The organism is Paenibacillus periandrae (assembly GCF_022458865.1).
Taxonomy (GTDB): Bacteria; Bacillota; Bacilli; order Paenibacillales; family NBRC-103111; genus Paenibacillus_S; species Paenibacillus_S periandrae.
In genome coordinates, this window is the sequence record NZ_JAJNMU010000004.1 from 172,044 (window position 1) to 198,344 (window position 26,301).

At 46.7% G+C, this 26,301-nt stretch carries 24 protein-coding genes; 10 read left to right on the plus strand and 14 right to left on the minus strand.

Features of this window, described 5'->3' with window-relative positions:
* The first annotated feature begins 9 nt into the window (after positions 1 to 9).
* From LRL21_RS07965 to LRL21_RS08010, 10 genes are all read left to right on the plus strand, one after another.
* Positions 10 to 738, plus strand: coding sequence for a response regulator (locus LRL21_RS07965; protein WP_240415244.1), 729 nt, complete (start codon positions 10 to 12; stop codon positions 736 to 738).
* 168 nt (positions 739 to 906) lie between these two features.
* Complete coding sequence (locus LRL21_RS07970) at positions 907 to 2,364, plus strand: NAD-dependent malic enzyme (protein ID WP_240415245.1); 1,458 nt, start codon at positions 907 to 909, stop codon at positions 2,362 to 2,364.
* A 20-nt stretch (positions 2,365 to 2,384) separates the two neighbouring features.
* Complete coding sequence (locus LRL21_RS07975) at positions 2,385 to 3,698, plus strand: dicarboxylate/amino acid:cation symporter (protein WP_240415246.1); 1,314 nt, start codon at positions 2,385 to 2,387, stop codon at positions 3,696 to 3,698.
* Positions 3,699 to 3,745: 47 nt separating this feature from the next.
* Positions 3,746 to 4,027: a hypothetical protein gene (locus LRL21_RS07980; RefSeq protein WP_240415247.1), complete on the plus strand. Its 282-nt coding sequence runs from the start codon at positions 3,746 to 3,748 to the stop codon at positions 4,025 to 4,027.
* 132 nt (positions 4,028 to 4,159) lie between these two features.
* Entirely contained in the window at positions 4,160 to 4,405 is a 246-nt protein-coding gene (locus LRL21_RS07985; protein ID WP_240415248.1) for a spore gernimation protein GerQ, read from the plus strand.
* A gap of 13 nt (positions 4,406 to 4,418) precedes the next feature.
* Complete coding sequence (locus tag LRL21_RS07990; RefSeq protein ID WP_240415249.1) at positions 4,419 to 4,805, plus strand: spore coat protein; 387 nt, start codon at positions 4,419 to 4,421, stop codon at positions 4,803 to 4,805.
* Positions 4,802 to 5,938 (plus strand): zinc-dependent alcohol dehydrogenase, encoded by a 1,137-nt coding sequence (locus LRL21_RS07995; protein WP_240415250.1) that lies wholly within the window; start codon positions 4,802 to 4,804, stop codon positions 5,936 to 5,938. Before LRL21_RS07990 ends, LRL21_RS07995 begins: the two co-directional genes overlap by 4 nt.
* Before the next feature lie 31 nt (positions 5,939 to 5,969).
* Entirely contained in the window at positions 5,970 to 6,170 is a 201-nt protein-coding gene (locus LRL21_RS08000; RefSeq protein ID WP_240415251.1) for a hypothetical protein, read from the plus strand.
* A gap of 11 nt (positions 6,171 to 6,181) precedes the next feature.
* Positions 6,182 to 6,478, plus strand: coding sequence for a spore coat protein (locus LRL21_RS08005; protein WP_240415252.1), 297 nt, complete (start codon positions 6,182 to 6,184; stop codon positions 6,476 to 6,478).
* Between the two features lie 123 nt (positions 6,479 to 6,601).
* On the plus strand, positions 6,602 to 7,024 hold the full coding sequence (locus tag LRL21_RS08010; protein WP_240415253.1) for a universal stress protein: 423 nt from the start codon (positions 6,602 to 6,604) through the stop codon (positions 7,022 to 7,024).
* 3 nt (positions 7,025 to 7,027) lie between these two features.
* Here the strand turns inward: LRL21_RS08010 and LRL21_RS08015 are convergent, their stop codons facing one another.
* The 14 genes from LRL21_RS08015 to LRL21_RS08080 all read right to left on the minus strand — a co-directional run bounded on the left by LRL21_RS08015 (position 7,028) and on the right by LRL21_RS08080 (position 26,038).
* On the minus strand, positions 7,028 to 8,323 hold the full coding sequence (locus LRL21_RS08015) for an ABC transporter substrate-binding protein (RefSeq protein ID WP_240415254.1): 1,296 nt from the start codon (positions 8,321 to 8,323) through the stop codon (positions 7,028 to 7,030).
* Positions 8,310 to 9,104, minus strand: a complete 795-nt coding sequence (locus LRL21_RS08020) for a response regulator transcription factor (RefSeq protein WP_240415255.1) — start codon at positions 9,102 to 9,104, stop codon at positions 8,310 to 8,312. Before LRL21_RS08020 ends, LRL21_RS08015 begins: the two co-directional genes overlap by 14 nt.
* A complete protein-coding gene (locus LRL21_RS08025; RefSeq protein WP_240415256.1) occupies positions 9,097 to 10,878 on the minus strand; it encodes a cache domain-containing sensor histidine kinase in 1,782 nt (593 codons plus the stop codon). The genes LRL21_RS08020 and LRL21_RS08025 overlap by 8 nt, the downstream gene beginning before the upstream one ends.
* Positions 10,879 to 11,030: 152 nt before the next feature.
* Positions 11,031 to 11,843 (minus strand): carbohydrate ABC transporter permease, encoded by an 813-nt coding sequence (locus tag LRL21_RS08030; RefSeq protein ID WP_338044588.1) that lies wholly within the window; start codon positions 11,841 to 11,843, stop codon positions 11,031 to 11,033.
* A 49-nt stretch (positions 11,844 to 11,892) separates the two neighbouring features.
* Positions 11,893 to 12,849: a carbohydrate ABC transporter permease gene (locus LRL21_RS08035; RefSeq protein ID WP_240415258.1), complete on the minus strand. Its 957-nt coding sequence runs from the start codon at positions 12,847 to 12,849 to the stop codon at positions 11,893 to 11,895.
* 78 nt (positions 12,850 to 12,927) lie between these two features.
* Positions 12,928 to 14,247 (minus strand): extracellular solute-binding protein, encoded by a 1,320-nt coding sequence (locus tag LRL21_RS08040; protein WP_240415259.1) that lies wholly within the window; start codon positions 14,245 to 14,247, stop codon positions 12,928 to 12,930.
* Between the two features lie 188 nt (positions 14,248 to 14,435).
* Positions 14,436 to 15,974, minus strand: a complete 1,539-nt coding sequence (locus LRL21_RS08045; RefSeq protein WP_240415260.1) for an extracellular solute-binding protein — start codon at positions 15,972 to 15,974, stop codon at positions 14,436 to 14,438.
* 32 nt (positions 15,975 to 16,006) lie between these two features.
* The gene (gene yiaK / locus LRL21_RS08050; protein ID WP_240415261.1) at positions 16,007 to 17,008 is read right to left on the minus strand and encodes a 3-dehydro-L-gulonate 2-dehydrogenase; all 1,002 of its coding nucleotides are present in this window, start codon (positions 17,006 to 17,008) and stop codon (positions 16,007 to 16,009) included.
* A gap of 38 nt (positions 17,009 to 17,046) precedes the next feature.
* A complete protein-coding gene (locus LRL21_RS08055; RefSeq protein ID WP_240415262.1) occupies positions 17,047 to 18,798 on the minus strand; it encodes a glycoside hydrolase family 2 protein in 1,752 nt (583 codons plus the stop codon).
* Positions 18,799 to 18,931: 133 nt separating this feature from the next.
* A complete protein-coding gene (locus tag LRL21_RS08060) occupies positions 18,932 to 21,256 on the minus strand; it encodes an AraC family transcriptional regulator (protein WP_240415263.1) in 2,325 nt (774 codons plus the stop codon).
* 308 nt (positions 21,257 to 21,564) lie between these two features.
* Positions 21,565 to 23,124 (minus strand): extracellular solute-binding protein, encoded by a 1,560-nt coding sequence (locus LRL21_RS08065; RefSeq protein WP_240415264.1) that lies wholly within the window; start codon positions 23,122 to 23,124, stop codon positions 21,565 to 21,567.
* A gap of 78 nt (positions 23,125 to 23,202) precedes the next feature.
* The gene (locus tag LRL21_RS08070; protein WP_240415265.1) at positions 23,203 to 24,339 is read right to left on the minus strand and encodes an enolase C-terminal domain-like protein; all 1,137 of its coding nucleotides are present in this window, start codon (positions 24,337 to 24,339) and stop codon (positions 23,203 to 23,205) included.
* A 105-nt stretch (positions 24,340 to 24,444) separates the two neighbouring features.
* Entirely contained in the window at positions 24,445 to 25,326 is an 882-nt protein-coding gene (locus tag LRL21_RS08075; protein ID WP_076229440.1) for a carbohydrate ABC transporter permease, read from the minus strand.
* Between the two features lie 538 nt (positions 25,327 to 25,864).
* The gene (locus LRL21_RS08080) at positions 25,865 to 26,038 is read right to left on the minus strand and encodes a hypothetical protein (protein WP_240415266.1); all 174 of its coding nucleotides are present in this window, start codon (positions 26,036 to 26,038) and stop codon (positions 25,865 to 25,867) included.
* Between the last annotated feature and the right edge of the window lie 263 nt (positions 26,039 to 26,301).

Below are 26,301 nucleotides of genomic sequence, written 5' to 3' on the forward strand. Positions count from 1 at the left end.
TCATACACGATGAGTCAAAGGATCATGAATGTGCTGCTTATTGAGGACGACCTGATGGTGCAGGAGGTTAATCGGCAGTTTGTGGAACGAGTCGATGGCTTCCGCGTAGCAGGTGTTGCAGGCTCAGGATTGGAAGGGATTGAACAGATTCGTTCGCTGCAGCCGGATCTTGTGATCCTTGATATTTTCATGCCCCTGCAGGATGGCATCGAGACACTGGCGCAAATTCGCAAGGAGCAGATGTCCGTAGACGTCATTGTCATCAGCGCGGCCAACGATCAGCGAACGATTCAACGCATGCTGCAAAATGGAGCTGTGGACTACATCATCAAGCCGTTTAAATTTGATAGGGTCAAGCAAGCATTGGAGCATTACCGCGTGATGAAGGAACAATTCGAGGCCGAAACGACCGTATCTCAGAGTGAGCTCGATCGGCTGCTGTTCGGAACCTATGGACGAGGTAGTACGGCCAGTGATCCTGTACAGCACCAAGACGCCACCTCCGCTCTGCTTCCGAAGGGACTGCAAGCTGTTACGCTGCGCCAGATTGTTCTATTTTTGAATGAACGGTCTCGGCCCTTGTCCGCTGAAGAAGTCGCTGAAGGTGTAGGTATCGCCCGGGTTACTGCTCGACGATATCTCGAATATTTGGAAAAGAGCGGCAAGGTTCATCTAGATCTTCAGTATGGACTAGGCCGCCCAGTCAACAAATACATTTTATCCGGTTTAAAGCGTTAAGCCGATCCGACCGATAAACCCTTAGACGAAGAGCAGCAGGATACCCATCCGCTGCTCTTTTTCGTGACCAAAAAGACCAAAACCACCAATATGGTCAAATGATTCACAAAACATTTTGTAAGCGATATCATAAAGCCACAACAACAACAGAGGACGTGATCGAATCTAATGGCTATACCTTCAGGAGCAACCACAAGCATTATCTTACGGCTGGAAATGAATAAGGAAACTACGTCTTTCGGCCAGATTGCTATAGCTATCAGCGACGCTGGAGGCGATATTATCGCCATCGACGTCAATCGCTCGGATAAAACAACGACCATTCGTGATATTACCGTTAATGTGTACGATCACAAACATACAGATCTCATCGTGCAAGCGGTTGGCGCCGTTACAGGCGTTAAAGTTATCCATGTATCCGATCAAACCTTTCTGCTGCACATCGGTGGCAAGATCGAAATGACTCCTAAGACACCGATTAAAAACCGCGATGATTTGTCCCGAGTCTACACGCCGGGTGTAGCCAAAATCTGCATGGCCATACACGAGAAAAAATCCCGCGCCCACTCGCTAACGATCAAGCGCAATACGATCGCGGTTGTATCTGACGGGTCTGCGGTGCTCGGCTTGGGCAACATTGGACCGGAAGCAGCAATGCCGGTTATGGAAGGCAAAGCCGTGCTGTTCAAACAATTTGCCGGCGTTGACGCGTTCCCTATCTGTCTGGATACTCAGGACACGGAAGAAATTATCCAGATCGTGAAAGCGATTGCGCCATCGTTTGGTGGCATTAATCTGGAGGATATCTCATCCCCGCGCTGTTTTGAAATCGAGAAACGGTTAATTGAAGAGCTTGACATTCCCGTATTTCACGACGATCAGCATGGCACCGCAGTCGTTCTGCTGGCAGGACTGCTCAATGCCGTTAAGCTGATAGGCAAACGGCTGGAGGATTGCAAGGTTGTCATCTGCGGTATCGGCGCTGCCGGAACCGCCTGCTCCAAAATGCTGCTGACCGCTGGTGTTCGCAATCTGATCGGAGTTGATCGTGCCGGAGCTATCGTCAAGGGCGAGGTTTACGAAAATGAAGCCTGGCAGTGGTATGCCGAGCATACGAACCCCGAACGGCTTAGCGGTTCACTGTCAGAAGTCATTCGCGGTGCGGATGTATTCATCGGCGTATCAGGGCCAGGGGTGCTCAAGGTCGAGGATATACAGCGCATGGCAGCAGATCCCATCATCTTCGCGATGGCGAATCCAACACCGGAAATTTTACCGGAGGAAGCAGAGCCTTACGTCAGAATTATGGCAACAGGCCGCTCCGACTATCCGAACCAAATCAATAACGTGCTGTGCTTTCCCGGTATATTCCGCGGGGTGCTGGACTGTCGGGCTTCCCGGGTTACGGAGGAAATGAAGCTTGCTGCTGCGAAAGCGATTGCCTCAGTCGTCACGGATGAAGAATTGAACGAATATTACATCATTCCAAGTGTGTTCAATCATACTGTCGTCGAACGCGTTCGTGATGCCGTCATTCAAGCCGCATATGAAAGCGGTGTAGCCCGCAAAACTGTCCGTCCTGATTCTTCAACAACAACGGCGAAACCATACCAATTAACCCTTTAAGAGAAAAGAGGCGTAATTCCATGAGAATTAATTTTAAAAACCTTACGGTCCAGGTTTTATGTGCTATCGTAATTGGTATACTAATCGGACAATTTTTCCCTGCCACAGGCGTCGAATTGAAGGTACTTGGAGATATTTTTGTCAAAATGATTAAAATGGTCATTGCCCCTATCGTATTCTTCACAATTGTCATCGGCTTCGCCAATATGGGTGATATGAAAAAAATAGGCCGTATTGGGGGCAAGGCATTACTTTACTTTGAGATTATTACAACCTTCGCAATGGCTATCGGCATCGCAGTGATGTATATGGTCAGCCCAGGATCGGGTATGGATATCAGTAAAGTCGGCAAAAGCGCTGCAGAAGTCGCCAAGTATACGAAGCAGGCTGCGGAAACTCCGCATGGGTTTATGGATTTTCTCGTTAGTGTCATTCCGGACAGCGCAGTCGGTGCATTAGCCAAAGGCGAGATGCTTCCTGTCTTGTTCTTCGCGGTTCTGTTCGGGTTGTCTATGGCCGGATTAGGCGAGAAAGCGAAGCCGGTAACTGTATTTTTTGAAAAAATGAATGAAATCTTTTTCCGTCTAGTCAGCTTGATCATGCGCTTCTCCCCTATTGCTGCTGGTGGCGCTATGGCTTATACCATCGGTAAATTCGGCCTCGGTTCCTTGTTCTCGTTAGGCAAAATGATGGGTTCGGTTTACATCACCATGTTTCTGTTTATCGTAATCGTTCTAGGAACGATTGCCCGAATTTATGGCTTTAGCTTATTCAATCTATTGAAATTTATTAAAGAGGAAATTTTGCTCGTACTGGGTACTTCCTCTTCCGAATCGGCACTCCCGCGTTTGATGCAGCGTCTGGAGCAATATGGCTGCTCCAAATCGGTAGTAGGTCTTGTTGTTCCTACCGGCTACTCCTTCAATCTGGATGGAACCTCGATTTATCTGTCCATGGCCGCATTGTTTATCGCTCAGGCTTATGGAATCGAATTAACCTGGATTCAAATTTTAACCGTGCTTGGCGTCCTGATGCTGACCTCCAAAGGCGCAGCAGGTGTTACCGGATCAGGCTTCATTACTTTGGCCGCTACCTTGGCCGCTGTACCGGGTAATGTGATTCCAATCGAAGGTATGGCTCTGCTGCTTGGCGTTGACCGCTTCATGTCTGAAGCCCGTGCGATCACGAATCTGATCGGCAACAGCGTAGCAACGGTCGTTATTGCCAAAAGCGAGAATCAGTTTGCAAGTCCACAAGCAGCAGCCCCTTCTCTATCCACAGATAAAACAACTTCAATGGGAATAAAAACGGAGCCTCTTTCTCATATTAATTGAGTGTTTTAAACTAAATGAGCACAAATCAATATCGGGAGGACATAAACTTGCCTAATGAAGATAAAATTGATTTGTCAACTAAAGCAGCAAGCCAACCAGCGGAAGGTGCATTGAATTCCAACGTAAATGCTTTAGAGCAGCATGGAGCAAACGCAGTATCTGAAGTGAAAACGGCTTTAACTCAAGCACTTGATTCGATCAATCAAACTGAATTGTCGACTAACTCGCAAGCTTTGGAAGAAATTCGACAACAAATGTCTCAAGCCGAAGAGTTTCTAGATCAAGCACAGACTTCAGCAAATGCGTTGAATCTTCCAGATCAAAAATAAAGCACAAAGATTATACATCTCAAGCATAAACGGTAACCGGGGGCTCAGCCTCCGGCTTTTCTTATTTCTGCATAAACCGAAAGTGTTGGGAAATGCTATTGTTGATAAAAAATAGGAGGTGATGATTTCTCCATGCATAATCAAACACTAGCACCACATGAATCCATGGAGCTTCACGAAGCGCTTAACTTCAAAACGCTCTGCCTCGCCAAGTCTAAGCTGATACAAGGTCTCGTGTTCGACCAAGAACTCAAAGCTTTAATGCAAAAAGATGTACTGCAATCCACCCAAGCGATTGCCAATCTTCAAGCTGTCTATGCAAGAGTTCCTTTCCAAGCGCCCATCCCACAAAGTCGACCCACTCCCATACTGAACTGAAGGTGTGAACTCAATGAATAACGATTATCAAGATCCTATTAACGCGTTAAATATGCCGGAAATGGCGGATATGACCTTTGCCACGGACTTCCTCATGCGTGCCAAGGAGGGCGTAAGGAATACAGCGATTGCCCTGACGGAAACGGTTACTCCAGATGTTAGAGTATTACTGCGCAGCCAACTAAAGCAAGGTATCGCCTTGCATCAGGAAATTACCGAACTCATGATCCGCAAGAAATGGTTTCATCCCTACGAGTTGAATGAACAGTATCAGTTAGACCAGCTTTCGGCGAATAATACTGTCATGATTGGGCAAATGAAATTATTTCCAGGTGATACGTCGCGCAAAGGGATGTTCGACCGGACGCCAGATGAACACATTGGGGGAAATCATGCATGAAAGCTGTAACTTATCAAGGTATCAAAAATGTAATTGTGAAAGAGGTTCCCGATCCTAAGATCGAGAAGCCTGATGATATGATCATTAGAACGACCAGTACAGCGATTTGCGGGTCCGATCTCCACCTTATCCACGGGATGATTCCCAACCTGCAGGAGAATTATGTCATCGGGCATGAGCCTATGGGGATCGTCGAAGAGGTTGGTCCTGCTATCACAAAGCTAAAGAAGGGCGACCGGGTTATCATACCATTCAACATCGCTTGTGGTGAATGCTTTTATTGCAAAAATCAGTTGGAAAGCCAATGTGACAATTCAAATGAGAATGGCGATATGGGTGCTTATTTTGGTTATTCCGGAACAACTGGCGGATATCCAGGCGGACAAGCCGAATATTTACGTGTACCCTTCGCTAATTTCACCCACTTTAAGATTCCAGAAAGCTGTGAGGAACCGGACGAAAAGCTTTGTTTGATCGCTGATGCGATGACAACGGCATTCTGGAGCGTCGATAACGCCGGGGTAAAACAGGGCGATACGGTGATCGTACTTGGCTGTGGTCCAGTAGGGCTTCTAGCTCAAAAGTTTTGCTGGTTGAAAGGCGCAAAGCGAGTGATTGCGGTCGATTACGTGGATTACCGCCTGCAGCATGCTAAGAAAACGAACCATGTAGAGATTGTTAATTTCGAGCAAGAGCCGAATATCGGCAGCTATCTCAAGGAAATGACCAAAGGCGGGGCCGATGTAGTCATTGACGCTGTAGGGATGGACGGAAAAATGAGCGATCTTGAGTTTCTCGCCAGTGGACTGAAGCTGCAGGGTGGAACCATGAATGCGATCATCATTGCTTCTCAAGCTGTTCGTAAATGTGGAACGATCCAGATCACAGGCGTGTACGGTGGACGTTATAACGGATTCCCGCTCGGCGATATTATGCAGCGTAACGTCAACATACGCTCTGGACAAGCCCCGGTCGTTCACTACATGCCGTATATGTACGAATTGATTACGTCAGGTAAAGTCAATCCCGGCGATATCGTGACGCATGTTATTCCACTAAGTGAAGCCAAGCACGGATATGAAGTGTTTGACACGAAGACGGATAATTGCATTAAAGTCATTCTCAAGCCGTGAACACTCATTTGATAAGGGAGGCAGCAGCCATATGAACTCGACCTATGGTTTACACGAGACAATGGAGGTTCATGAATTGACCGCATTCAAAACGGTCTGCATGACCAAGTCCAAAACGATGCAAGCTCTGGTATCAGACCCGGAGCTGAAACAAATATTACAACAAGACGTGCAGGTATCGACTAAGCAGCTTCAGGAACTAGGCGGTCTGCTGTCTAAAGTGATAGGATAGGAGATGAAATTATGAACCCAATCATAGAATATATTACGGGAACGAACACTCTAACGGATGAAGTTATTGCAATGGATTTCCTAAATAACGCCAAGAGTGGCGTAAGAAATTACGCCATGGCCGTCACGGAATGCGTTACACCTGAAATTAAGACTGTGTTAGCTAAACAGCTGGAAGAAGCCATTGAGTCCCATGAGCAGATCATGAACTACATGATGAAACGCGGTTTATACCACCCTTATCAAGTTAATGAGCAAATTCAGCTGGATTTGCAAAACATCCAGACGGCGATGAATATTCCGTCCTGATGCCTGTAAGTCTAGGGCTTTCCATGTGGAAGGCTCTTTTTTATTTCTCTGTGATATTTATCATACCTGCTTACATGTCATCATGTTAAAATATACATATCAACTACATAAGGAGTGATTTCGATGATCTATTCAAAAATTGTTGTTGCCTATGACGGCTCTGAAATTTCCGAAAAAGCACTGGATTCCGCGATAAAGCTGGCCAAGCTTAATCATTTTTCCCACCTGGAAATTATACATGTTATCAATATTCCCAAATACGTTGTAGGTGAAGCGGTTTACATTCCACCCGTGGAAATCAATAGCAATTATTCTGAACAAATCGTTGCCCAAATTCAAAAATCGCTGCTTAACCCCGATAATACGCATATTGAAATTCGGCAAGGCAGTCCCGCCCAAACTATTCTTGAATATGCCGAAGAGGTTCATGCTGATCTGATTGTTATCGGCAGCAGAGGCCTTAATGCAATTAGTGAGTTTATTCTGGGCAGCGTGAGTCACAATGTCGTACAGCATGCCAAAATTCCGGTGTTGGTTGTTAAATAAGCATTATCGAATCTGCTTCAATAAATCCTCTATTTCTTTGCGAGACATGGTTTGCGCGCCGGCCATCGTCACCACCGCATCTAGCAGCAATTCGGACCGGCGAGGATCAATTTCCTGATCATAATAGCCAAAATAATTGCTCGGATCTTTTTCGATAAATTGGACATAATCATAGATCGACGGCTTCATATGGCTTGGCGAAAGCGGCAGCTCTTTAAGTGTAGAGAGCTGGCCGCTGGCTTCGACGAACTTCTTCCTTTCCTCCATACTCACCATATAGGAGAGTACCTCAAAGGCAGCTTGTAGATTACTGTTTTTGGAAATCGCCCAGCCGGAGGAGCCGCCATAATAAACAGTACGATCACCATTACCATGAACCGTCGGAAAGCGAAAATAACCGATATCAGGGTTGCTCAGCATCTCTTCGGCAGCCCAATCACCTTGCAAATACATCGCCGCTTCGCCGTTTAAAAGCATGTTCTCCGCCGTCTGCCTATCTACCCCCAGAAAACCCGGTTCAAACATTTTTTTCTTCACCAATTCACGAAATAGCAGGGCTGCTTCAATAAAGCTGGGGTCGGTAAAATCTCCCGTACCCTTAATCGTGTGCTGATAGGAAGTGGTTCCTCCCAGCCTGTTGGACAGATAAGCGTACCAATTAAGCAGGGGCCATCTTTCCTTACCGGAGACGCTAAACGGCGAAATCCCTTTACTTAACAGATTCTCGGCAGCGAGTATCAGCTCATCCCACGTTTCCGGAGGCGTAATCCCGAATTGGGCAAACAGGCGTTTATTATACCAAAACATGACGTGACTGGTAGTGTGAGGAAGCCCGTAAAGCCTTTCATAATAACTGGAATTCTGCAGCGTTTCCGGATAAAATTGCTTCTTATACGCGAGATTCTCCTGCATCAAGTCAGTTAAATCGGCGACAATCTGGGAGTCGACCATATACTTAAAGGATTCCCCTGTCCAATAATAAAACAAATCCGGCATTTTCCCTGAAATGGCTGCCACTCTAAGCTTGGCTTTATAGGTTTCCCCCTCGTAAAAATAAGGTACGATCTGAATATGGGGATGTGTCTGATTAAAGCTCTGAATGCTTTCCTTGACAACTTCCTGCCTGCGGTCGTTGGTTTCCTGGTTCCAAAACGTAATTTTAACGGGTACTGTAGGAGCGGGAAGCTCAGCTTGAGGTGTCTGGGATGCAGACGAAAGACAGCCTTTGCTCATGATGGCCAGCAGCAAGGAGACCAGTAGTACGGCTAGTACCAATAACTTAGGCTTACGCGTTCTCATCACGGTCGCTCCCGCTCTTCTCTTGAATTTTTTTCCTGTCGTTGCGATATTCCTTTGGAGTCAAGGTCTCGGCTTCGCGAAATACTTTCACAAAATATTTGGACGAACTGAATCCCGTACGCTCGGCAATCTCGTATATTCGCATATCCGTCCCAAGCAGAAGCTCTTTAGCCTTCGACAGCCGCTGACGGGTGAGGAAGTCGCTGAAGGTTTGTCCGGTTTCTTCTTTGAAAAGTACGGATACATAGCTCGAATTCAAATGAATATGCTCGGCAACGTCCCGAATACCCAGAGAAGGATTCGACAGCTCGGAAGAAATAAAGATTAACGCTTTGCGGATTGAATCATTGTGCACCTGCGGCATGGCAAGAGCAGAATCGGTATGTGATTGTTTCCACAGCTTTCTGGTTTCAAATGCTTCTTCCACCGCGGCAATCAGGCTTTGGTATTCAACGGGCTTTAGGATGTAGTTCACGGCTCCCAGTGCCATTGCTTTGCGGGCATACTCAAACTCCGCATAACCGGTCAGCAGTATGGACGTCGTCTCCAGTCCCTCCTTCCTGAGCCTTTCAAGCAGTTGAATGCCATTTAGACCAGGCATCCGTATATCCGTAATCAGCAAATCCACGGGATGAATTTTTCGGTATTGAAAAGCCTCCAGACCGTTTTCCACGGTGTGTAAATTCACTTTTCCTTGTGACCAGGACTGTAATGCTTTTAATACGCCATTTCGGGTAGGCAGCTCGTCCTCAGCTATCAGAATGCAAGGATATTCAGACATTACGCTCAACTCCATAGGGAAGATAAAGATCTAGGATTGTACCTCGATCGGGACTGCTTTGAAATTGAATTCCGTATTCTTGGCCATAATACAGCTTGATTCGTCGTTGTACGTTTAACAAGCCCATACCCGATGAAGAGGACGATGAGTGGGGGTCCGGCTGATGATGAATCTCCAACCTTTGGGTCAAGGCTGCAAGCGTTTCTGCGTCCATGCCAACTCCATCATCCTTGACCTGAATGCCTAACAAAGACTTCCCGTCCCTTTCCACATTTCGGATCGATACAAGCAGGGAGGATGCGCCAACCTTTGGTTCAATACCGTGCTGGATAGCGTTTTCAACGAGTGGTTGGATCAACAGCTTGGGCAGCTTGATATCGTAGGGAAGCGGATCAATATGGAATTGCCAATGCAGGCGGTGACCAATCCGGTATTTCATAATTTCCATGTAACGTTGGCAATGCTCGATTTCGGCATTGAGGCTAACCCAATCGTCGTTGCTTCCTGCATTAATGGTATATCGGAACAGCTTGGATAAAGCAATAACGGTTTGAGCACCTTCTTCCTCCTGCTTCTCTATCAACGTCCAGTACAACGATTCCAGTGTATTAAACAAAAAATGCGGATGAATTTGCGCCTGCAGCATTTTGATTTCTGCCTGATTGTTCAGACGTTCCTTTTCGTAAACCGTTTGCACAAGCTGATGCAGCTCTCTGACCAGATTGTTGTACGAGATGTTCAGCTCATTCATTTCAAAGTTAAAATAGACCTCGTCATTTTGCTGCGGCAGAGCAAATACAGGGATACGCATTTTATTTCTGAGCCTGCGGATCGGCTTTGTTATGATGCTGGACAGAATCCACAGAAGCAGAAGACACAGCACCGCACCGATAACAAGCGCCCACAGTAAAGCCTGCTTTAAAACCAATAGTCCTTCGGTTATCGTATCCAGGGGTACGAGCATCAGAATAGACCAGTTAGTCTCTGTTGATTGACGAACGATTTTCAAATAGTCTGTACCTTGTATTTGAATAATCGAATGCGCTCCTTGCGCAGCCGTGCTTGTCAGAATCGCCGGATCGACCGAATCCAGCAGTGAAGGGGAGCTTGAGGCCACAAGCTGTGCATGCCGATCGAACAAATGCATCGTGCTTCCCTTGACCGTAGGAAATTCCGTATTGAAAAAGTCAAGCAGCGAATCCGTAACCCGGAATACTGCGTAACCTCCCCTTCCCAAGTAATCCTCCTCCAGGCGAATTTGTCTTACGGCAAAAAGATGCCCGCTTTCCTTGCGCTGCATTTCCGCCCATATCAATTGGCCTTCTTTGATATTTGCGAAAGTAGCCGTTTCCAATCCGATCCGTTCCGAAATATTTTGGTTTTCCAGCGGATATAAGGGTTCATCCCCTGCATACAGCTCAATGCCTTGAATCAGCCACGATAAAGCCATCAAATTATTCAAAATCGGGCGGACCGACAGCTTCTGATCGATCGTGAGTACCTCTCCTGTCTTCGCTTTATATAATAGCTGCTGGATCCGGGCATCCGTCACCAGCTGCAGGCTGAGCGAATCGACCTGAGCGAGAACGGCATCAAGCCGTGCGCTTGCTTGCTTCGCCGTCTCCCCTACATAAGATTCGGCATTACGGATCAGCAGATCCGATATCGAACGATATACAAGCCCCCCTGCAACGGAAAGCACTACGACCATAACGAGCAGGAAGCCAAGCAAAATTTGCACTCGGGTCCTGTTCAATTGAAGATTTGCTATCATCCTGTACATGTCCAACACATCCTTTAAACACAAAGAACCATTTCCTATATTACACTATAGGGATGGTCCGCATGCAACATATTGAATTTAACAGGTTGTTCAAAAAGCCGTCTTTTTGAACTCGCACTTTAACAGGTTTGTTTCTCGCAGGATCAGCCCTTTACAGCGCCGGCGGATAACCCTTTGACTACCTTTTCCTGAGCAACAAAATAAGCGATCAGCAGCGGCAAGGAGCCGAGTGTGAGTGCAGCCATAATTCCCGGAATATTGACCGAAAATTCACCGTAAAAGGCACGTAGTCCAAGCGGCAGCGTCATCTTGGCCGGTGTTGTTATAAGAATCAGACCGAATACAAACTCATTCCATATATGAATAAAATTATAAATTCCTATCGTTGCCAGAGCCGGAGACAGCAACGGGAGAATGATTTTCCAAAATAATTGGGGCTGGGTCGTTCCATCCATAATGGCCGCTTCATCGAGCTCTCGGGGAATCTCCCGAATAAACTGTGCCAGGATGATAATAGAGATCGGCAGACTAAAGGAGATATAAGGACCTGCCAGCGCCCATAACGAATCGTACAAGCCGATTTCTTTAGTAAGAATATACACCGGAATGAGCGTAGTATGCACCGGGATCATCATACCGGCAAGAAACAAATAATAAATCGGACGGTTGAGCTTGAATCTCATTCGAGAGAGTGGAAAGCTGACCATCGCTGACAACACAATAACGGCGGCTACGCAAAAAATCGAAATCATCAGGCTGTTCACAAAATAACGGTCGATCCCCAGTTTAAAAACAAGTCCATAGTTTTCAAGCACAAAGTTGGTCCATAAGGACGCGGGATTCTGAAAAAAATAAGTTTGTGTTTTCAATGAGGTCGCTATCATGTATACAAACGGATATCCGGTAAAAATGAGTAATACGAGTGCAATAAGATAAAGCCATGCACGCTTTATCATGGAAAGCATTGCGATCATCCCCTTCTTTATGCTGTATTGTCCCCGATTATCAGGCTGTCTTATCGCGGGATCTGTCGGCCGCCAGGATGATGAGTGCAACCACAAATGCGATGGCGAACATCGTAAACGAAATGGAACTGGCATAACCCATGTTAAATTTGGAAAAGGCCTGCTTGTACATATAAGTTGCCATGAGCTCCGTACTACTGGACGGTCCGCCCGCGGTCATAACAAAAATCAGGTCAAAATATTTTAACGAGCCGATTACAGATAACACCGAGGATGTGATAATTGTCGGCTTAATCAAGGGAAGCGTAATGCTCCAAAACTTTTTCCAGCCGCTGCATCCATCGATTTCTGCTGCTTCGTAAATTTCATCGGGAATTCCCGAAATCGCTGCACGAAATAAGATCATATAAAACGGCGTATATTGCCAGCAGATCGTCACGATTACCGCAATAAAAGCAGTCTTAGGGTCGCCCAGCCAGCCATTTTGCCACGAGCTAAGCCCGATAACCTCCAGCAGCTTGTTGACAATACCGAACATTGGATCATAGATGAATGTCCACAAAATTCCGACTGCCACGGTAGACATGAGCAGCGGCAGGAAGTATACGGTACGAAATATACGCATCCCTCGAAGTGGGGCAAATAAAATGAGTGCCATGATGAGCCCAAGTGGAATCTGCGTTACCACAGAAGCGATAACCAACAGCATATTATTAGAAATCGTCATCCAAAATACTTTATCCGACAATAATGCACTGTAATTATTTAGAGCTATAAACGTTTTTTCAGCCTGAATGCCGTTCCAGTTAAATAGACTGTAATAAAACGTCGCAAAGATAGGATAGATGACATAGACCAGATAAATAAGCAGTGTCGGGCCAATAAACCTTAGTAAAAACAGGTTGGTTCGAAGCTTGTTCTGTCTGCGGATCTGTTCGGTCGAGGTCGTGCCGCTCCCTGTCGGAGCAGAAGTCGCTGCAGGATTACTGCTGTTCATGGGAAGCTCCTTTCTCTTCTGGTGTGTTACCGGGAAGGAGAGGTTACCCTCTCCCTGATCAGTAATCCATCACCCGATTTATTTTTTCAGTACTTCTTTGGCTTTCGTTTCCATCTCTTTGGCTGCTGCAGCCGGTGTCATCGAATTACCAAATAAATTTTGGGTTGTATCTTTGTGCAGCTCGGCAAGCTCAGCAGGCAAGGTTTGGTCATAGAAGGTCTGCATGGAGGTTGCTTTGCCCAGCATATCATTAAGTTCTTTGGCAAAAGGATCGGAATAAGTAACTCCTTTAACTGCCGAGATTGTGCTCGCCTGATCCGCCATTTGTTGTGCAAGCTCCTTGGAAGTCAAGGCTTTAACCAGCTCAACCGCTTCGGCAGGATATTTGGTCTTGGCAGCGATCGAGAATACAGGAGATACGCCCCCTACCAGATCGGTAACTTTACCTTTGCCGCCAGGTATTGCGGGGAATGGGAACATGCCTACTTTTTTCTCGAAATCAGGTGATTCCGCACGAATGTTATTAATGTAGGAAGACGTTTGCATTTCCATAGCCGCTTTACCTGTGTACATCAGCTGACGGGAATTTCCGGTGTCGTACTGAATACCGTTAAAGCCGGGATTGAAGGCGCCGCGTTTAACCAAATCCTGAATCATCTCTCCGGCCTTTACATAAGTTTCGTCATCAAAGGTACGTCCCTTTCTTTCGAAGGCTTCGTTGAAGATTTCCGAGCCACCCAAACGGTTGGCAAAATACATCAGGTAAAATGCCGCAGGCCATTTGGTTTGGTTGGCCAGAGCGATAGGAATGATGTTCTCCTTCTTCAGCTTATCGATGATCGTGAGCAGTTCATCATAGGTTTGTGGCGGTTGTATATTGTATTTGGCGAAAATTTCTTTATTGTAATAAAAGGGAACGACAGACATGGCAAGTGGTGCACCATACACCTTTTTATCAAAGGTAGCTACATCCAGGCCAGCAGTCAAAAACGCATCGCTGCTGATTTTGCCAGTCAGGTCCAGCACTTGGTTAGCGCTTACAAATTGCTTTAACCAGCCGCCGCCCCAGGAGTGAAATACATCCGGCGGATTTCCGCCGCCCATTGCTACGGACAGCTTCGTCTTGTAAGGGTCGTTAGGAATTTGAACCGCTTCTACATCCACGTCAGGATGATCCTTCATAAATTTTTGGACGGCCGCTTCAATAAGCTCCTTCCGTTTGCCTGTGTCAATATACCAGAACGATAGCTTCTTTTTCTCACCAGCTTTAGCTGCAGGAGCCGGCTGGGTCGGTTTGGCATCTGGAGCTGCCGGTGCCGCAGGTGTTGTCCCACTCCCACTGCAGGCCGAGATGACAAACAATACACACACGCAAAGCATCGCAATCCACTTTTTCATTTGTATACCCCTTTCAATCTTGTAATTTGTTTACGCTTTCATAATATCATCGATCCTGATCATTAAATAAGGCACTCTGATATGCTAAAATGCCAATTTGATTGGAAATGTAAGCGTTATTAATTGGAAAAGCAAAAAATCCCCTTCGTCGACAACTTCCTTCGTTATCAACCGTAAGGGGATCCTATTTACTTGAGTGCCATCCGCTTGCTGTACTCGAGATTGATTTCATCGGTAATCCGGGTATAGGTCGGATCTTTCCTAAGCGTATCTACAAAGGTATCCCATTCCTGCATGGAAATTTTCCCGATAATGGCTTGTACCTTCGTATCGGCAATTTTCTTGTTGTAGTCGGCTCCTACTTTAAGCTCAGTTTGGGAAACCAGACCAATCGCAGGGTCACCCGTAGATAACTTTGCTTTTTGTTCAGCAATTTTCATGTTGCGCTGGTATATTTCCTTGGGCATCCCTGCCGCGTACTGCCACAAATCCAGCACGGGCGTACTGAACATTTTACCCCATGTAGCCGTACCTATGCTGTCTGCAAATGCTCTATCGTTCGCGATTTTCAGACCGTCAACCACCGTATAATGCACACCCTTGATCCCGTAAAGTGTTAGATCCAATCCTTCCCCACCGGAGCCATAATCAATAAACTTGAGAATGGCTTTCATCTTCTCCTCAGGTACGGTCTTGGGAATAGCCAATACACCGTTAAAGCCGGTAGTCTGCGTTACGAATGCTTTACCTCCTGCCTTGGGTGCCAGGGAAAGCATCGGGGTCCACTCGACCGACGGGTCCTTCTTCCATTGCTCCATCGTATATCTGAACAACGCTTCCGGTGTTTCCGAGGTCAATCCGGCTCTGCCGCTTGTAGCGAGCTCCCAAAACTGATTTTCCTTCAGCACAGGGAAATCGTATGGAATCAGACCCTCGACATACAACTTGTTCAGGTAAACGAGTGTCTCTCTCATTTCCGACTCCAGTATCATATTGATCAGCTTGCCGTCTTGTTCCTTCCATTTACCAACGGTTCCCGTAAATACTTCTTCAACAACACGCCAATCCCGCATCGTATAACAAACCGTATTTTCTTTGCCGTCAGGCGCCTGATCTTTAAACGCCTTGAGCACGGTGTACAGCTCATCCATATGAGTCGGCATCTTGAGACCTAATTTATCCAGCCAATCCTTACGGATTGAGGCAAAACCACCGCCATTCAAGGGGCGTCCTGCCGGAACTGCAAAGGATTTTCCATCAATCTGCGTATGGTTCCAGATCTTCGGGTCCAGTGTCATCAGGTTCGGATAATTTGTGATATAAGGCGTCAAGTCCCAGAACTCACCCTGCTTCACCAATTGAAGAAACAGAGGTGTCGTGATATTCGGGATTTTGATCAAATCGGCAATATCACCGGTAGCCAAAGCCACATTGACCCGATCCGCATAATCCCCGCTAGGCACCCAGACTACTGTAAGCTTCGTGTGGGTTCTTTTTTCAAATTCCTTCAGTACCGGGTTATCCGGAGATGGAGGCTGAGCTATCGTGTAGTCCGCCATGATTTTGATATCGGTCGGCTTGCCAGAGGCTTGGGACTCTTCACTGACATGGACTTCAGGAGCTTCTGACGGCGGAATGGAGCACGCAGTAAAGAAAGACAAGGCAACCCATGTGGATACTAGGTACAGGGTCCGTTTGTGGAGTATCGTCGTTTCACTGAATTTCATTGTGAATTCCTCCCATAAGATGAACGCAGAACTTATAAACGGGTGACCTGCTGCCAAATGGAAGGCTCCACCGGGATTCCATGCTCCAAATTATACTGCCGTCTGACAAGTGTATCCTCACCGGGGTAACGAACCGTACTGTCCTCTTCAAGTGGTGCAGCACCTTGCAAATCGAGAATCGCTTCATGAATCCGTTCGTTAATGTAGTCAAGGTTAGGAAATGCACCGATATCAAAAGCCATAAATACTTGCGATACGCTATGCTCAACGGGCAGCTTGCCAATCTCATGAGTGGTATGACCATCGGCAAGCATTGCAGCCATCAGATCGAGCACAAGAGCCAAGCCCGAGCCTTTCCAAAAGCCGATAGGCAGCGGCCTTCCCGACTCCAGGATAGCGGATGGATCTTTAGTCAGATTACCATCCATGTCATACCCGCCATCAACTGAAAGCTGCGATCCAAGCAGCTTCTTCGTATTCAGCTGCCCATAGGAGAATTGGGAAATCGCCATGTCCAATACGATAGCTCCTTCTGCCCGTGGCACTGCAAATACAATCGGATTGTTGCCAAGCTTTCTTTCGGTGGAGCCCCACGGAGGCAGATTGGGCATCGTGTTGGTCCAGCAAATCCCTGCACAGCCTGCTTCAACAGCCTGCCAGCCATAGCTTCCGCCACGCATCCAATGATTCGTATTCCTGAGAGCTACACAACCCATGCCATGCTGCTTGGCCAGAGCAATCGCCCTGTCCATGCACAAGCTGGCATTGAGGTTGCCCGGTCCGAGATGTCCATCCCACCTCTCCATTGCCCCGAGGCTATGGATGCATTCGGGTACAGCATTGATATCGATATAACCCTTATCCATATATTCGATGAAAGATGGGAATCGGTTCAGCCCATGTGAGTACACCCCGTCGAGACTGGCCTCGGCAAACAGCGCTGCACACTGCTGCGCCCGCTCTTCAGTGAAGCCCTTGCTAAGCAGCACGCGTACAAATTGATCCATCATCTCGGAAAAAGGAACTCGCAGCATGATCCAAAAACCACCTTTTCATCTATATAGGTTTCCGCTTATTTTCCTTCATTAATTTGCTTTATAAGCTCCAATGCTACCTTCGGTTTACGATCATAGGTCAGCAATCCGTTAATTTCCTGCTCGACATCGGTCAGCTGCGTGTAACAAAAGCCTTGTACGACCGGCGATTGCAGCAAGGGCTGCGTAACCGATTTATAGCGTTCGATAAAATCCTCATCGCTTTGAGCTGCTGAATAGCCCCAGCCTTCCCAATCGCTTTTCTTGAATGATATGCCGCCATATTCCGACACATGGATCGGAGCACCTTCATAAGGATAGTCAGGCACATGAATCCAACGGTTGGCTGGTTTTGCCTGAACTGCATTTTCGACGGTACGGTATCTTTCTACGAGCACTTCCCGGCTGCTTTCGTAATCATGTATCGTGCAAATATCGGATTTAATATGCTCCCAGCCATCGTTAGAAATAACAAGTCGGGTGTCATCCAAGGATTTGGTTAAATGATACAAACCAAGCGCATGCTGCTGCTGGAACTTGTCCACCAAAATATTCGGTACGCCCCAGCTTTCATTCAATGGTACCCAAGCCACAATGCAGGGATGATTGTAATCACGTTCGATAGCCTCCTGCCATTCCGAGGTGATGCGACGCACATAATTTTCCGAATACGCCGCGGCATTCGCCATCTCTCCCCATACGAGCAGTCCCAAACGGTCACACCAATACAAATAACGCGGGTCTTCGATCTTCTGATGCTTGCGTGCTCCGTTGAAGCCCATCGCTTTGGTCAATTCAACATCCTGTTTGATCGCGTCATCCGTTGGTGGCGTCATAATACCGTCCGGGAAATAACCTTGATCGAGCACAAGCTTCATATAATAAAAACGGTTATTCAGGCATACCTTGCCGTCCTCGATAGCTATTTTGCGCATTCCAAAGTAGCTGTTTACGTGATCAATAACTTGATCGCCATCTAGCAGGAGGAATTGGATATCATATAAATTCGGTTTCTCTGGCGACCACCAGCGACCTCTTCCATGATCGTTAAAATCGTGCAAACCAACACGCCGCATCAGCTCCGATTCTGTGACTTTAACGATCTCTTCAGCTACGGGAGCTCCCTTAAAGGATATAATTGTCTTCAACCAAAGATTATCGCTTAGTCGTCCTTCGATAAATGCCCTGATTTTAATCTCATTCGAATCGATGTAAGGGGTAAGCTTTACCTTGTTCAGATACGTCTCGGCTACAGGCTCTAACCAAACAGTTTGCCAAATGCCCGTAGTCCGGGTATACCAAATACTTGCCGATTCCTCCTCCCAATATTGTTTGCCTTTGGGAAGAGTCTGATCCTGGCTGTAGTCTTGAGCCTTCACGACGATTGTGTTCTCATTACCCTGCAGATGTTCGGTAATATCTACTGAAAAAGGGGTATGCCCACCTTCATGAACCTTCACCAACTGGCCGTTTATCCAGATCCATGACATATAATCAACAGCACCAAAATGCAATACGATCCTTTTGCCGACAAAGGCGGCAGGTACAGTGAAGGCTTTACGGTACCAGACCGTATCATGAAAACCCGTATCTCCAATGCCGCTCAAGCTGCTTTGAAAGCAAAAAGGAACTTGAATCTTTTGAGTAAAATCGTGCGCTATATTCCATTTTTCAAGGTTCCCTACCTGATGGTCATCAAATTCAAATTCCCATTCCCCATTTAAATTAAGCCATTCAGACCGCTCAAATTGTGGACGTGGATAGTCTTGTCTATACGGCTGCACCGTCATATTTATCACCCTTTTTTATATTATTAATACACAATGTACATTGCAATACTACAATATAAGTGTGGAAATGTAAACCATTGGACAATATCCTTTTTTTCAAGCTTCCCTCTTCATAGCTGCACAGATCTCACGGCTAATCTTGCGCATGTTTTTCCCGGTATTGTCTTGGTGTCAAACCTTCGCTTTTTTTGAACATACGAATGAGGTAAGAGGGCTGATAATGCAGCAGCTCTGCGATTTCATTGATTTTCATATCGGTCCTGCACAGCAGCTCCTTACACTTTTCAATACGCAAACGAATAATCGTGTCGATAAAGTTCGTGCCGTGGATTTGTCTGAAGGCTTTACTCAGCTTGGAGGAGCTCATCTGCAATTGGTCTGCATATATTTCCAGTGAGACATCCATCAGGATTTCCTCTTGAATCTGCACGAGCAGCTTATCGATCACCTCCCGCAAATTACCGTCATAGGTCATGGACAATGTTTTGATAAAAGGGTGAATCAGCTTGTACTGGAACCAGTCTACGATCTGATCCGGCTCGGTTAACAGCATCAGCTGCTCATACAGATGAACCCCCTCATACAAAGCATACATATTCACATCATGCTTGATAATCGTGTCATGCAGGGTGCCCAGCAGCTTCATCATCCCTTGATGGACCATCAATTCGGTACTGTTATCCCCCTGAAGCTCCTGTATAAACAGTCGAATTAAACGTACGGCTTCCTCCTCCAGACCAAGGCTGACGGCATGTACGATTTCTCTTTCCAGCTCCGAAGGAAAGTGCTTTGCACTGTTAGGCTCTATCATAAATTGATTCATATCGAGCATTTGATTGGACGTATGAAGATCCCGGAAGCGCAGCGCTTTACGCGTCTGCTCCAGTACATTCGGCATATCCACCAGTGAATCGGATATTTTACTCGTGACAATCGTCACCTTCATTCGCAGCACGTTATTAACCGCCGCGATATAATCATGGGCAAGCTTGTTGAGTACAGCCTTGATTTCCTCATTCGTAATGCTGCGATTCAGAACAAAAAACACACCGACAGATAAATCTTGGAAATTAATTACATGTACCATGTTCAGCTGCTCAGAGCACAGCTCCAATATAATGTTGGAGGCGGCGAACGTAATCAGCTGCGAATCCCGTTCCGAGAATTTGCCACCCAGCTCCGATATCCCATGCAGCTGCGCCACCATAACCGCAAATCTTTTATCCTCCACATCCCAATCCAGCTGCTTCATCTTGTCAATGAGCTCCGCTTCTGTATGCGTATACAAATTCCCCTGCAAAAACTGCAGCAGGAAGCTCTCTCTTAAGGTTGGGATGGATTCCTTGATCTGCATCGCAAGGGTCTGCTGCTCCACCAGCTGCTGATTCCATTGATTCTCAATGTAGGTGACCTCATCCTTTTCATCCGATCTGGTAGGCTTGGACGATTCGAACAAGCTTTTCAAGCGATAAATCGGATCGTAAATTTTGTTGGAGGCGAACCACGATAACAGCAAGCCGACCGTCAGGCCGAATAGGCTTATCCAAAGAATTAATCTCGACAGCGAAGTGACCGGAGCAATGATTTGCGACATCGGGGTTGCCGAGACAAACGTCCATTTGCCGCCGAGCTTGGATATTTTCCCGTAGGATACGGTGTAGCTTTGACCTTGCCAATCAAATTTAAAGGTATGGTCGCGAAGATCCTCCTGGGCGATCCGGCTTCTTACCGCATCCTCAAGTGTCAGGTCTAACTTGGAAAGTTCATTAGTGTGGGGAGTAGTTAAATAATCACCGTTCTCATTAATCAGGAAAGCAACGCCTTCTCCGGAAGCCAATTTTTGCACCATCGTATTTAATTTAGCTTGATCCAAATAAAGGATGAATGCCCCGTAGGAATCATACATTTGACCACCAGGAAGCTTGACCACAATAGCCTTGTACAGGGTGTCGGAATAACCCGGTTTTCTTAACGAATAGTTCCAATAGATGGTACGCTCTTTTTCCAATAAGGATCTTAATAGCTTCCTGTCATCCTCCGACTGAACGGATTGAAATCCAAATTCATCTCCAATAAGCTTATTGGCATCGCGTAAATATAAGCTCACTCCACCAATCAAGGAATTCGATTCCCTCATCAATGTAAACGATCTCATTAATTCATTCGTCTTTTGAAATTCCATAATAAAATCCATTTGCTTAAGCGTCTCATCCATACTTCGATCAAATGCAAGTCGCACCACCGTATGCTCCAGGTTGGATAAATAATCCTCCATGTGCTGAATCGACTGGCTCAACTGATTCTGATGGGCCTTGTTCACTTCCATTCCAATACGATCCGTTCCGATATAGTAAAGAATAACACTGATTAATGCGATGGGGATGCATGTGATCAGCAGGACTATACTTAAATTTTTCCAATAGATTGACCCTTTAGGTTTGCCCTTTGGCCTGCTCATCGGGACATTTCACATCCTTTAGTTGATGGGGCCCAATCGCCGCGCACCGATCAATGCTTCTGCAATTAATTGCGTATGTATAATATACATTGTATATTTTGTATATGAAATAATCAACAAAAGGTTATACATATTTACGTATTCAAGAGCGCTGACAACGCAAAAAACTGCTGCATCCGATCAGATACAGCAGCTGCCATTAAGCGTCCTCATCTATCCCCATTGCACATTGACCACTCGCCGCTGCTGCTACCAACCAAGAGGCAAGGGGCCACCCTTACCTCTGAACAAATGAACTTGTGATCAGCTTATTTTTGAGCCAACCGATTTTTGTACTCTGCATTGATTTCTTCCGTAATTTTGGTGTAGTTGGGATCCTTCTTAAGGCTGTCTACGTATTTATCCCAGTCATCCAATGAAATTTTGCCAATAATCGTTTGTGTCTTCATATCAGCAATTTTTTTCGTATAGTCAGCCCCCATTTTAAGCTCTGTGTCGGAAACCAAACCAATAGCCGGGTCAGGCGTGGAAATTTTTGCTTTTTCTTCAGCCAGCTTTATGTTGCGTTGATAAACCTCTTTGGGCATACCGGCTGCATACTGCCACAGATCAAGTACAGGTGTACTGAACATTTTACCCCATGAAGCGGTTCCCACACTGTCGGCTACAGCCTTATCATTCGCGATCTTTTGGCCGTCAACAATGGAGTAGTGAACATCCTTGATGCCATAAAGGGTCAAATCCAGGCCCTCGCCGCCCGAGCCGTAATCCACGAATTTCAAAATCGCCTTCATTTTGTCTTCAGGTACGGTTTTGGGAATCGCCAGCACGCCATTAAAGCCTGTTGCCTGCGGTACGTAAGCTTTACCTCCGGCTTTTGGAGCCAGTGAAAGCATCGGTGTCCATTCGACCTTCGGATCCTTCTTCCATTGATCCATGGTGTATCTGAATAAAGCCTCTGGTGTTTCCGATGTCAGCCCCGCTCTGCCGCTTGTAGCCAGCTCCCAATACTGATTTTCCTTTAGTACAGGGAAGTCCTGCGGAATTAAACCTTCCTTGTACAATTTACTCACATAAATCAGAGCTTCCTTCATCTCCGGCTCCAGCGTCATATTGACGAGCTTGCCGTCCTTTTCCTTCCATTTGCCAACAGTTCCGGTGATTACCTCTTCAAATACACCAGAGCCGCCGCGCATAGTAAAGCCGGTCGTGTCCTTTTTACCGTCAGGTGCGTTGTCCTTAAAGGCCTTCAAAACGGTATACAGCTCATCCAGATTTGTCGGCATTTTCAAGCCCAATTTGTCCAGCCAATCCTTACGAATCGAGAAGAATCCGCCGCCGTTTAATGGGCGTCCTGCAGGAACCGCAAACGATTTTCCATCGATCTTGGTGTTATTCCATATTTTCGGATCTATGGCCATCAGGTTCGGATAGTTTTTGATATAAGGTGTCAAATCCCAGAATGCCCCTTGCTTGACCATTTGTCGGAACAACGGGGTTGTAATGTTCGGAATTTTAATCAGATCGGCAATATCGCCAGCAGCCAGCGCCACGTTCACACGATCCGCATAATCTCCACCCGGTACCCAGGTAACCGTCAGCTTCGTATTCGTTCTTTTTTCAAATTCCTTCTGCACCTGATTGTCTGGCGATGGAGGCTGCGCTATCGTGTAATCCGCCATCACTTTGATTTCCGTAGGCTTGGCTGGAGCTTTGGGCTCCTCCTTACCGGCTGCTGCCGGCGCAGGCGCAGATCCAGGTGAAGGTGCTGGTGACGAGCAAGCTGCGGCAAATGAAGAACATACGACCATCATGGATACAAATAACAAAGTCCGTTTTTTAAGTAACTTGGTTGTTGTTAATTTCACTGCAAATCATCCCCTTAAAATTAGTTTGGCTTCCTTGGTTTATTTGTTGTGGATAACTTACCTGCTCTGGGAGCTGCTTTATACGGCCCAACCGCCCTCCCGAAGCTTGCTTTCATAAAGGTCCGTATCGATGTGCAAGCCGAAGCCCGGTGTAGAAGGTACGGAGATTTTGCCGTCTTGAATGGTGTAGCCGGACGTATCGATACCCGGTATTTGCGCTTCATCCCATTCTACGAACATAAAGCCTTCGATGGCTGGATATACCTGTGCCGAAGCAAAGTTTCCATAGAAGCCGCCATAGTTATGCGGGGCTGCTTTCACGCCGCTTGCAGCCAGTCGCTTCGCCAGCTTCAACCAATTGATTATGCCGTAATCCTTCAAATCGTATTGGATGGCATCAATCAGGCCTTGCTCCGCCCATTCCACAATCGGTCCCGCCGCCAAGCCTTCACCGTCGGTGATCATGACATTGATGTCCTCCTTAGCCAACCATGCCTTCAAATCACGGTACAGCCGATCATCCTCGTGGAACGCTTCCTCCATCCACAGCAGGTTGGCATGCGCCGTTTCTTTCAGTACATGCTTCGTCAAATTCAGGTTATAGCCGTTATTCGCATCGATTGAAATGTTGCATGCCGGGCCGACCACCTCACGGATGCCGTTTACAATCGCGATATCCCGCTTCGTGCCTTCCATTAGGTCCATGTGCATCGCACCACGGCCGACCTTGATTTTAAAGCCACGAAATCCTTCGTTATAGCCCTGCATCGCTTCCTCCTGCAGCAGCTTCACCGCATCTGTCTCAGAGCTCAGGTGCAGATCATCAAAATACAAGGACGTATCATAGCAAGCAACACTCAAAGGTGTCGATTGACCGCTTAGCAGCTGATACACCGGAATGCCCCTTACGTTCGCTAACCAGTCAAACAGTGGGAATTGGATGCTTTGAAAACGGTCCTTGATCCATTGATCCTCACAAAAGATTTCGCCTATCGGAGTCCCGATCAACGCTGCTGCCGCCTCGCGGGAAACACGGGACCAGCTATACCCCGCGATGCCGCCAATCGTAATACGCACCAAGGGAAAGCTGACCTCTTTGCCATGTACCCCCAGTCTTGCATTGCAGCCCGCCAATCTGCGGCGTTCACCTTTCATGAGTACCTGCTCAATTGACTCAATACGCCAAGTGCTGTCCAAATCGGAAAAGTTTTTCATTTTCATTTGCTCCTCTGCTATTTGTATTTATATGATTGTTGGTGTGCCGGATCGAGGTGAGCCCTGCTGCCGATGCGTGATTAAGCAACGACGTGCGAGCTGCACTTAACCTTTGACAGAACCTAACATAACACCCTTCGTAAAATGCTTTTGCAAAAACGGATACACCATCAGAATCGGCAAGGTTGAGATGACAACAGCAGCCATTTTGATCGTTTGCGTAGGCAGCTGCTTGTCTGATGACATCTCCACGGCTGACGCCCCACCCATCGCGGTATCGGAATCGATCAGCATGTTGCGCAGTACAATTTGCAGCGGTACCTTCGTAAAATCATTAATGTACAACACCGCACTAAAGAAGGTGTTCCAATAAGCAACTGCGTAAAATAAGCCAAATGCGGCAAGCGATGCAGCAGAAAGCGGCAAAATGATTTTGAAGAAAATGCTTAAGTCGTTACAGCCATCAATCATGGCGGCTTCCTCCAGCTCTACCGGAATACTGTCAAAGAAGCTCTTCATCAAAATGACATACCAGCCGCTGGTCAATACCGGAATAATGAGCGCCCATACACTGTTGATCAGCCCCAAATCGCGCACCAGCAAATACAGCGGGATAATGCCGGGATTAAACAGGATCGTGAACATGACCATGAACATCATCAGCTTTCGGCCTCTCAGCCTTTTGCGGGAAAGTCCGAATGAAAAGGCCGAGGTTACCATCAGGCTGAGCAGCGTGCCCACCGTTGCCAGAAAAGCGCTGACACCCGTTGCTCGAATAAAGGCGGATGTGGACATTAAGTATTCATAGGAGCCCAGGCTCCACTTGCTCGGGAATAACACAAAACCGTATTTATCGATATACTCCCGTGGCTCTGTGAAGGAAACCACGAAAACGTAATACAAGGGGAACAACGTAATGATGCCGATGATGACCAGCAGCACCAGGTTTGCCATACTGAACAGGCGGTCGCCTAAGCTTTCTCTCATGAGGGGTGGCTCCTTTTTAAAATAAGATGGGTTTGCGAGATGCTGGACAAGGGATAAGGATAAGGGATAAGGGATAAAATGCGGTGAATCGGTTGTCGCTGCGCGTCCGAAGTGTTCCTACGATTGCTGTTGTTCCCGGATTTTATTATTGTATAAGGGATTTATAGGTGAAAATCCGGGAACAAAGGCACCGCTCCGCTATCTCCAGAACACCACGGACGCTCCGCTGCGTATTCACCGCATTTTGCGGCCCTCTAGGCCGCAGGGCGCAAGCAAGGCGCAGAACAAAGGACGAAGCTTATTTTATAAATATCGCTGAAGTTAAAGGGCATTTATTCAATGGGTTAGCATTGAATATTGATTAGAGCAACGCCATTATGCGTTATTTGCATCGTATCCGCATTAAAAGAGTACTTTTCTGTTGCATTTTCTAAGCGCGCACTCTCTTGTAACGATGAAGAACATCGTTAGAAGTTCAAGAAATGCCACATAGTCTTGCGGCACGATGAAAAACATCGTATCAGGGCGATATGAAGGCCTAAATCCGCTTAATGTCTGTTGTAACGATTAAAAACATCGTTACAAGCGCTCCATGCGGTTTGTACTCCGTATAACGATGTTTTTCATCGTTATGGAACTCAGCGGAGGCAGCAAGCAAGAGAAGCCGAATGTAATATTTAGCGATAGGGGCTGAAAAGGTGTTCATCATCATCGTTTTTTTGCAAATGATAGCTTCACTACCAGCAAAGCTGTTAAACGCTGATCATGATTCAGCGTTCTTTTTGATCATCCCTTAGCAAGTCCCTTACCAAGATACATTACGCTTAGCGAATGTATCTCTCCCTCTACCCTCTCCTTATTTGGAGCGTGTTCAAAATGAACAGCGGAGGAGAAGGGGTGTGCTGTAGGAGCGTAGCGTTCGCCTTTGAAATCGTGAATATACCGCTGAATATAATAACCATTCACGATTTCAAC

Coding starts and splice junctions, on each gene's coding strand:
- LRL21_RS07965 (WP_240415244.1), top strand. CDS start 10: ATGAGTCAAAGGATCATGAATGTGCTGCTTATTGAGGACGACCTGATG.
- LRL21_RS07970 (WP_240415245.1), top strand. CDS start 907: ATGGCTATACCTTCAGGAGCAACCACAAGCATTATCTTACGGCTGGAA.
- LRL21_RS07975 (WP_240415246.1), top strand. CDS start 2,385: ATGAGAATTAATTTTAAAAACCTTACGGTCCAGGTTTTATGTGCTATC.
- LRL21_RS07985 (WP_240415248.1), top strand. CDS start 4,160: ATGCATAATCAAACACTAGCACCACATGAATCCATGGAGCTTCACGAA.
- LRL21_RS07990 (WP_240415249.1), top strand. CDS start 4,419: ATGAATAACGATTATCAAGATCCTATTAACGCGTTAAATATGCCGGAA.
- LRL21_RS07995 (WP_240415250.1), top strand. CDS start 4,802: ATGAAAGCTGTAACTTATCAAGGTATCAAAAATGTAATTGTGAAAGAG.
- LRL21_RS08000 (WP_240415251.1), top strand. CDS start 5,970: ATGAACTCGACCTATGGTTTACACGAGACAATGGAGGTTCATGAATTG.
- LRL21_RS08005 (WP_240415252.1), top strand. CDS start 6,182: ATGAACCCAATCATAGAATATATTACGGGAACGAACACTCTAACGGAT.
- LRL21_RS08010 (WP_240415253.1), top strand. CDS start 6,602: ATGATCTATTCAAAAATTGTTGTTGCCTATGACGGCTCTGAAATTTCC.
- LRL21_RS08015 (WP_240415254.1), bottom strand. CDS start 8,323: ATGAGAACGCGTAAGCCTAAGTTATTGGTACTAGCCGTACTACTGGTC.
- LRL21_RS08020 (WP_240415255.1), bottom strand. CDS start 9,104: ATGTCTGAATATCCTTGCATTCTGATAGCTGAGGACGAGCTGCCTACC.
- LRL21_RS08025 (WP_240415256.1), bottom strand. CDS start 10,878: ATGATAGCAAATCTTCAATTGAACAGGACCCGAGTGCAAATTTTGCTT.
- LRL21_RS08030 (WP_338044588.1), bottom strand. CDS start 11,843: ATGATAAAGCGTGCATGGCTTTATCTTATTGCACTCGTATTACTCATT.
- LRL21_RS08035 (WP_240415258.1), bottom strand. CDS start 12,849: ATGAACAGCAGTAATCCTGCAGCGACTTCTGCTCCGACAGGGAGCGGC.
- LRL21_RS08040 (WP_240415259.1), bottom strand. CDS start 14,247: ATGAAAAAGTGGATTGCGATGCTTTGCGTGTGTGTATTGTTTGTCATC.
- LRL21_RS08045 (WP_240415260.1), bottom strand. CDS start 15,974: ATGAAATTCAGTGAAACGACGATACTCCACAAACGGACCCTGTACCTA.
- yiaK (WP_240415261.1), bottom strand. CDS start 17,008: ATGCTGCGAGTTCCTTTTTCCGAGATGATGGATCAATTTGTACGCGTG.
- LRL21_RS08055 (WP_240415262.1), bottom strand. CDS start 18,798: ATGACGGTGCAGCCGTATAGACAAGACTATCCACGTCCACAATTTGAG.
- LRL21_RS08060 (WP_240415263.1), bottom strand. CDS start 21,256: ATGAGCAGGCCAAAGGGCAAACCTAAAGGGTCAATCTATTGGAAAAAT.
- LRL21_RS08070 (WP_240415265.1), bottom strand. CDS start 24,339: ATGAAAAACTTTTCCGATTTGGACAGCACTTGGCGTATTGAGTCAATT.
- LRL21_RS08075 (WP_076229440.1), bottom strand. CDS start 25,326: ATGAGAGAAAGCTTAGGCGACCGCCTGTTCAGTATGGCAAACCTGGTG.
- LRL21_RS08080 (WP_240415266.1), bottom strand. CDS start 26,038: ATGATGATGAACACCTTTTCAGCCCCTATCGCTAAATATTACATTCGG.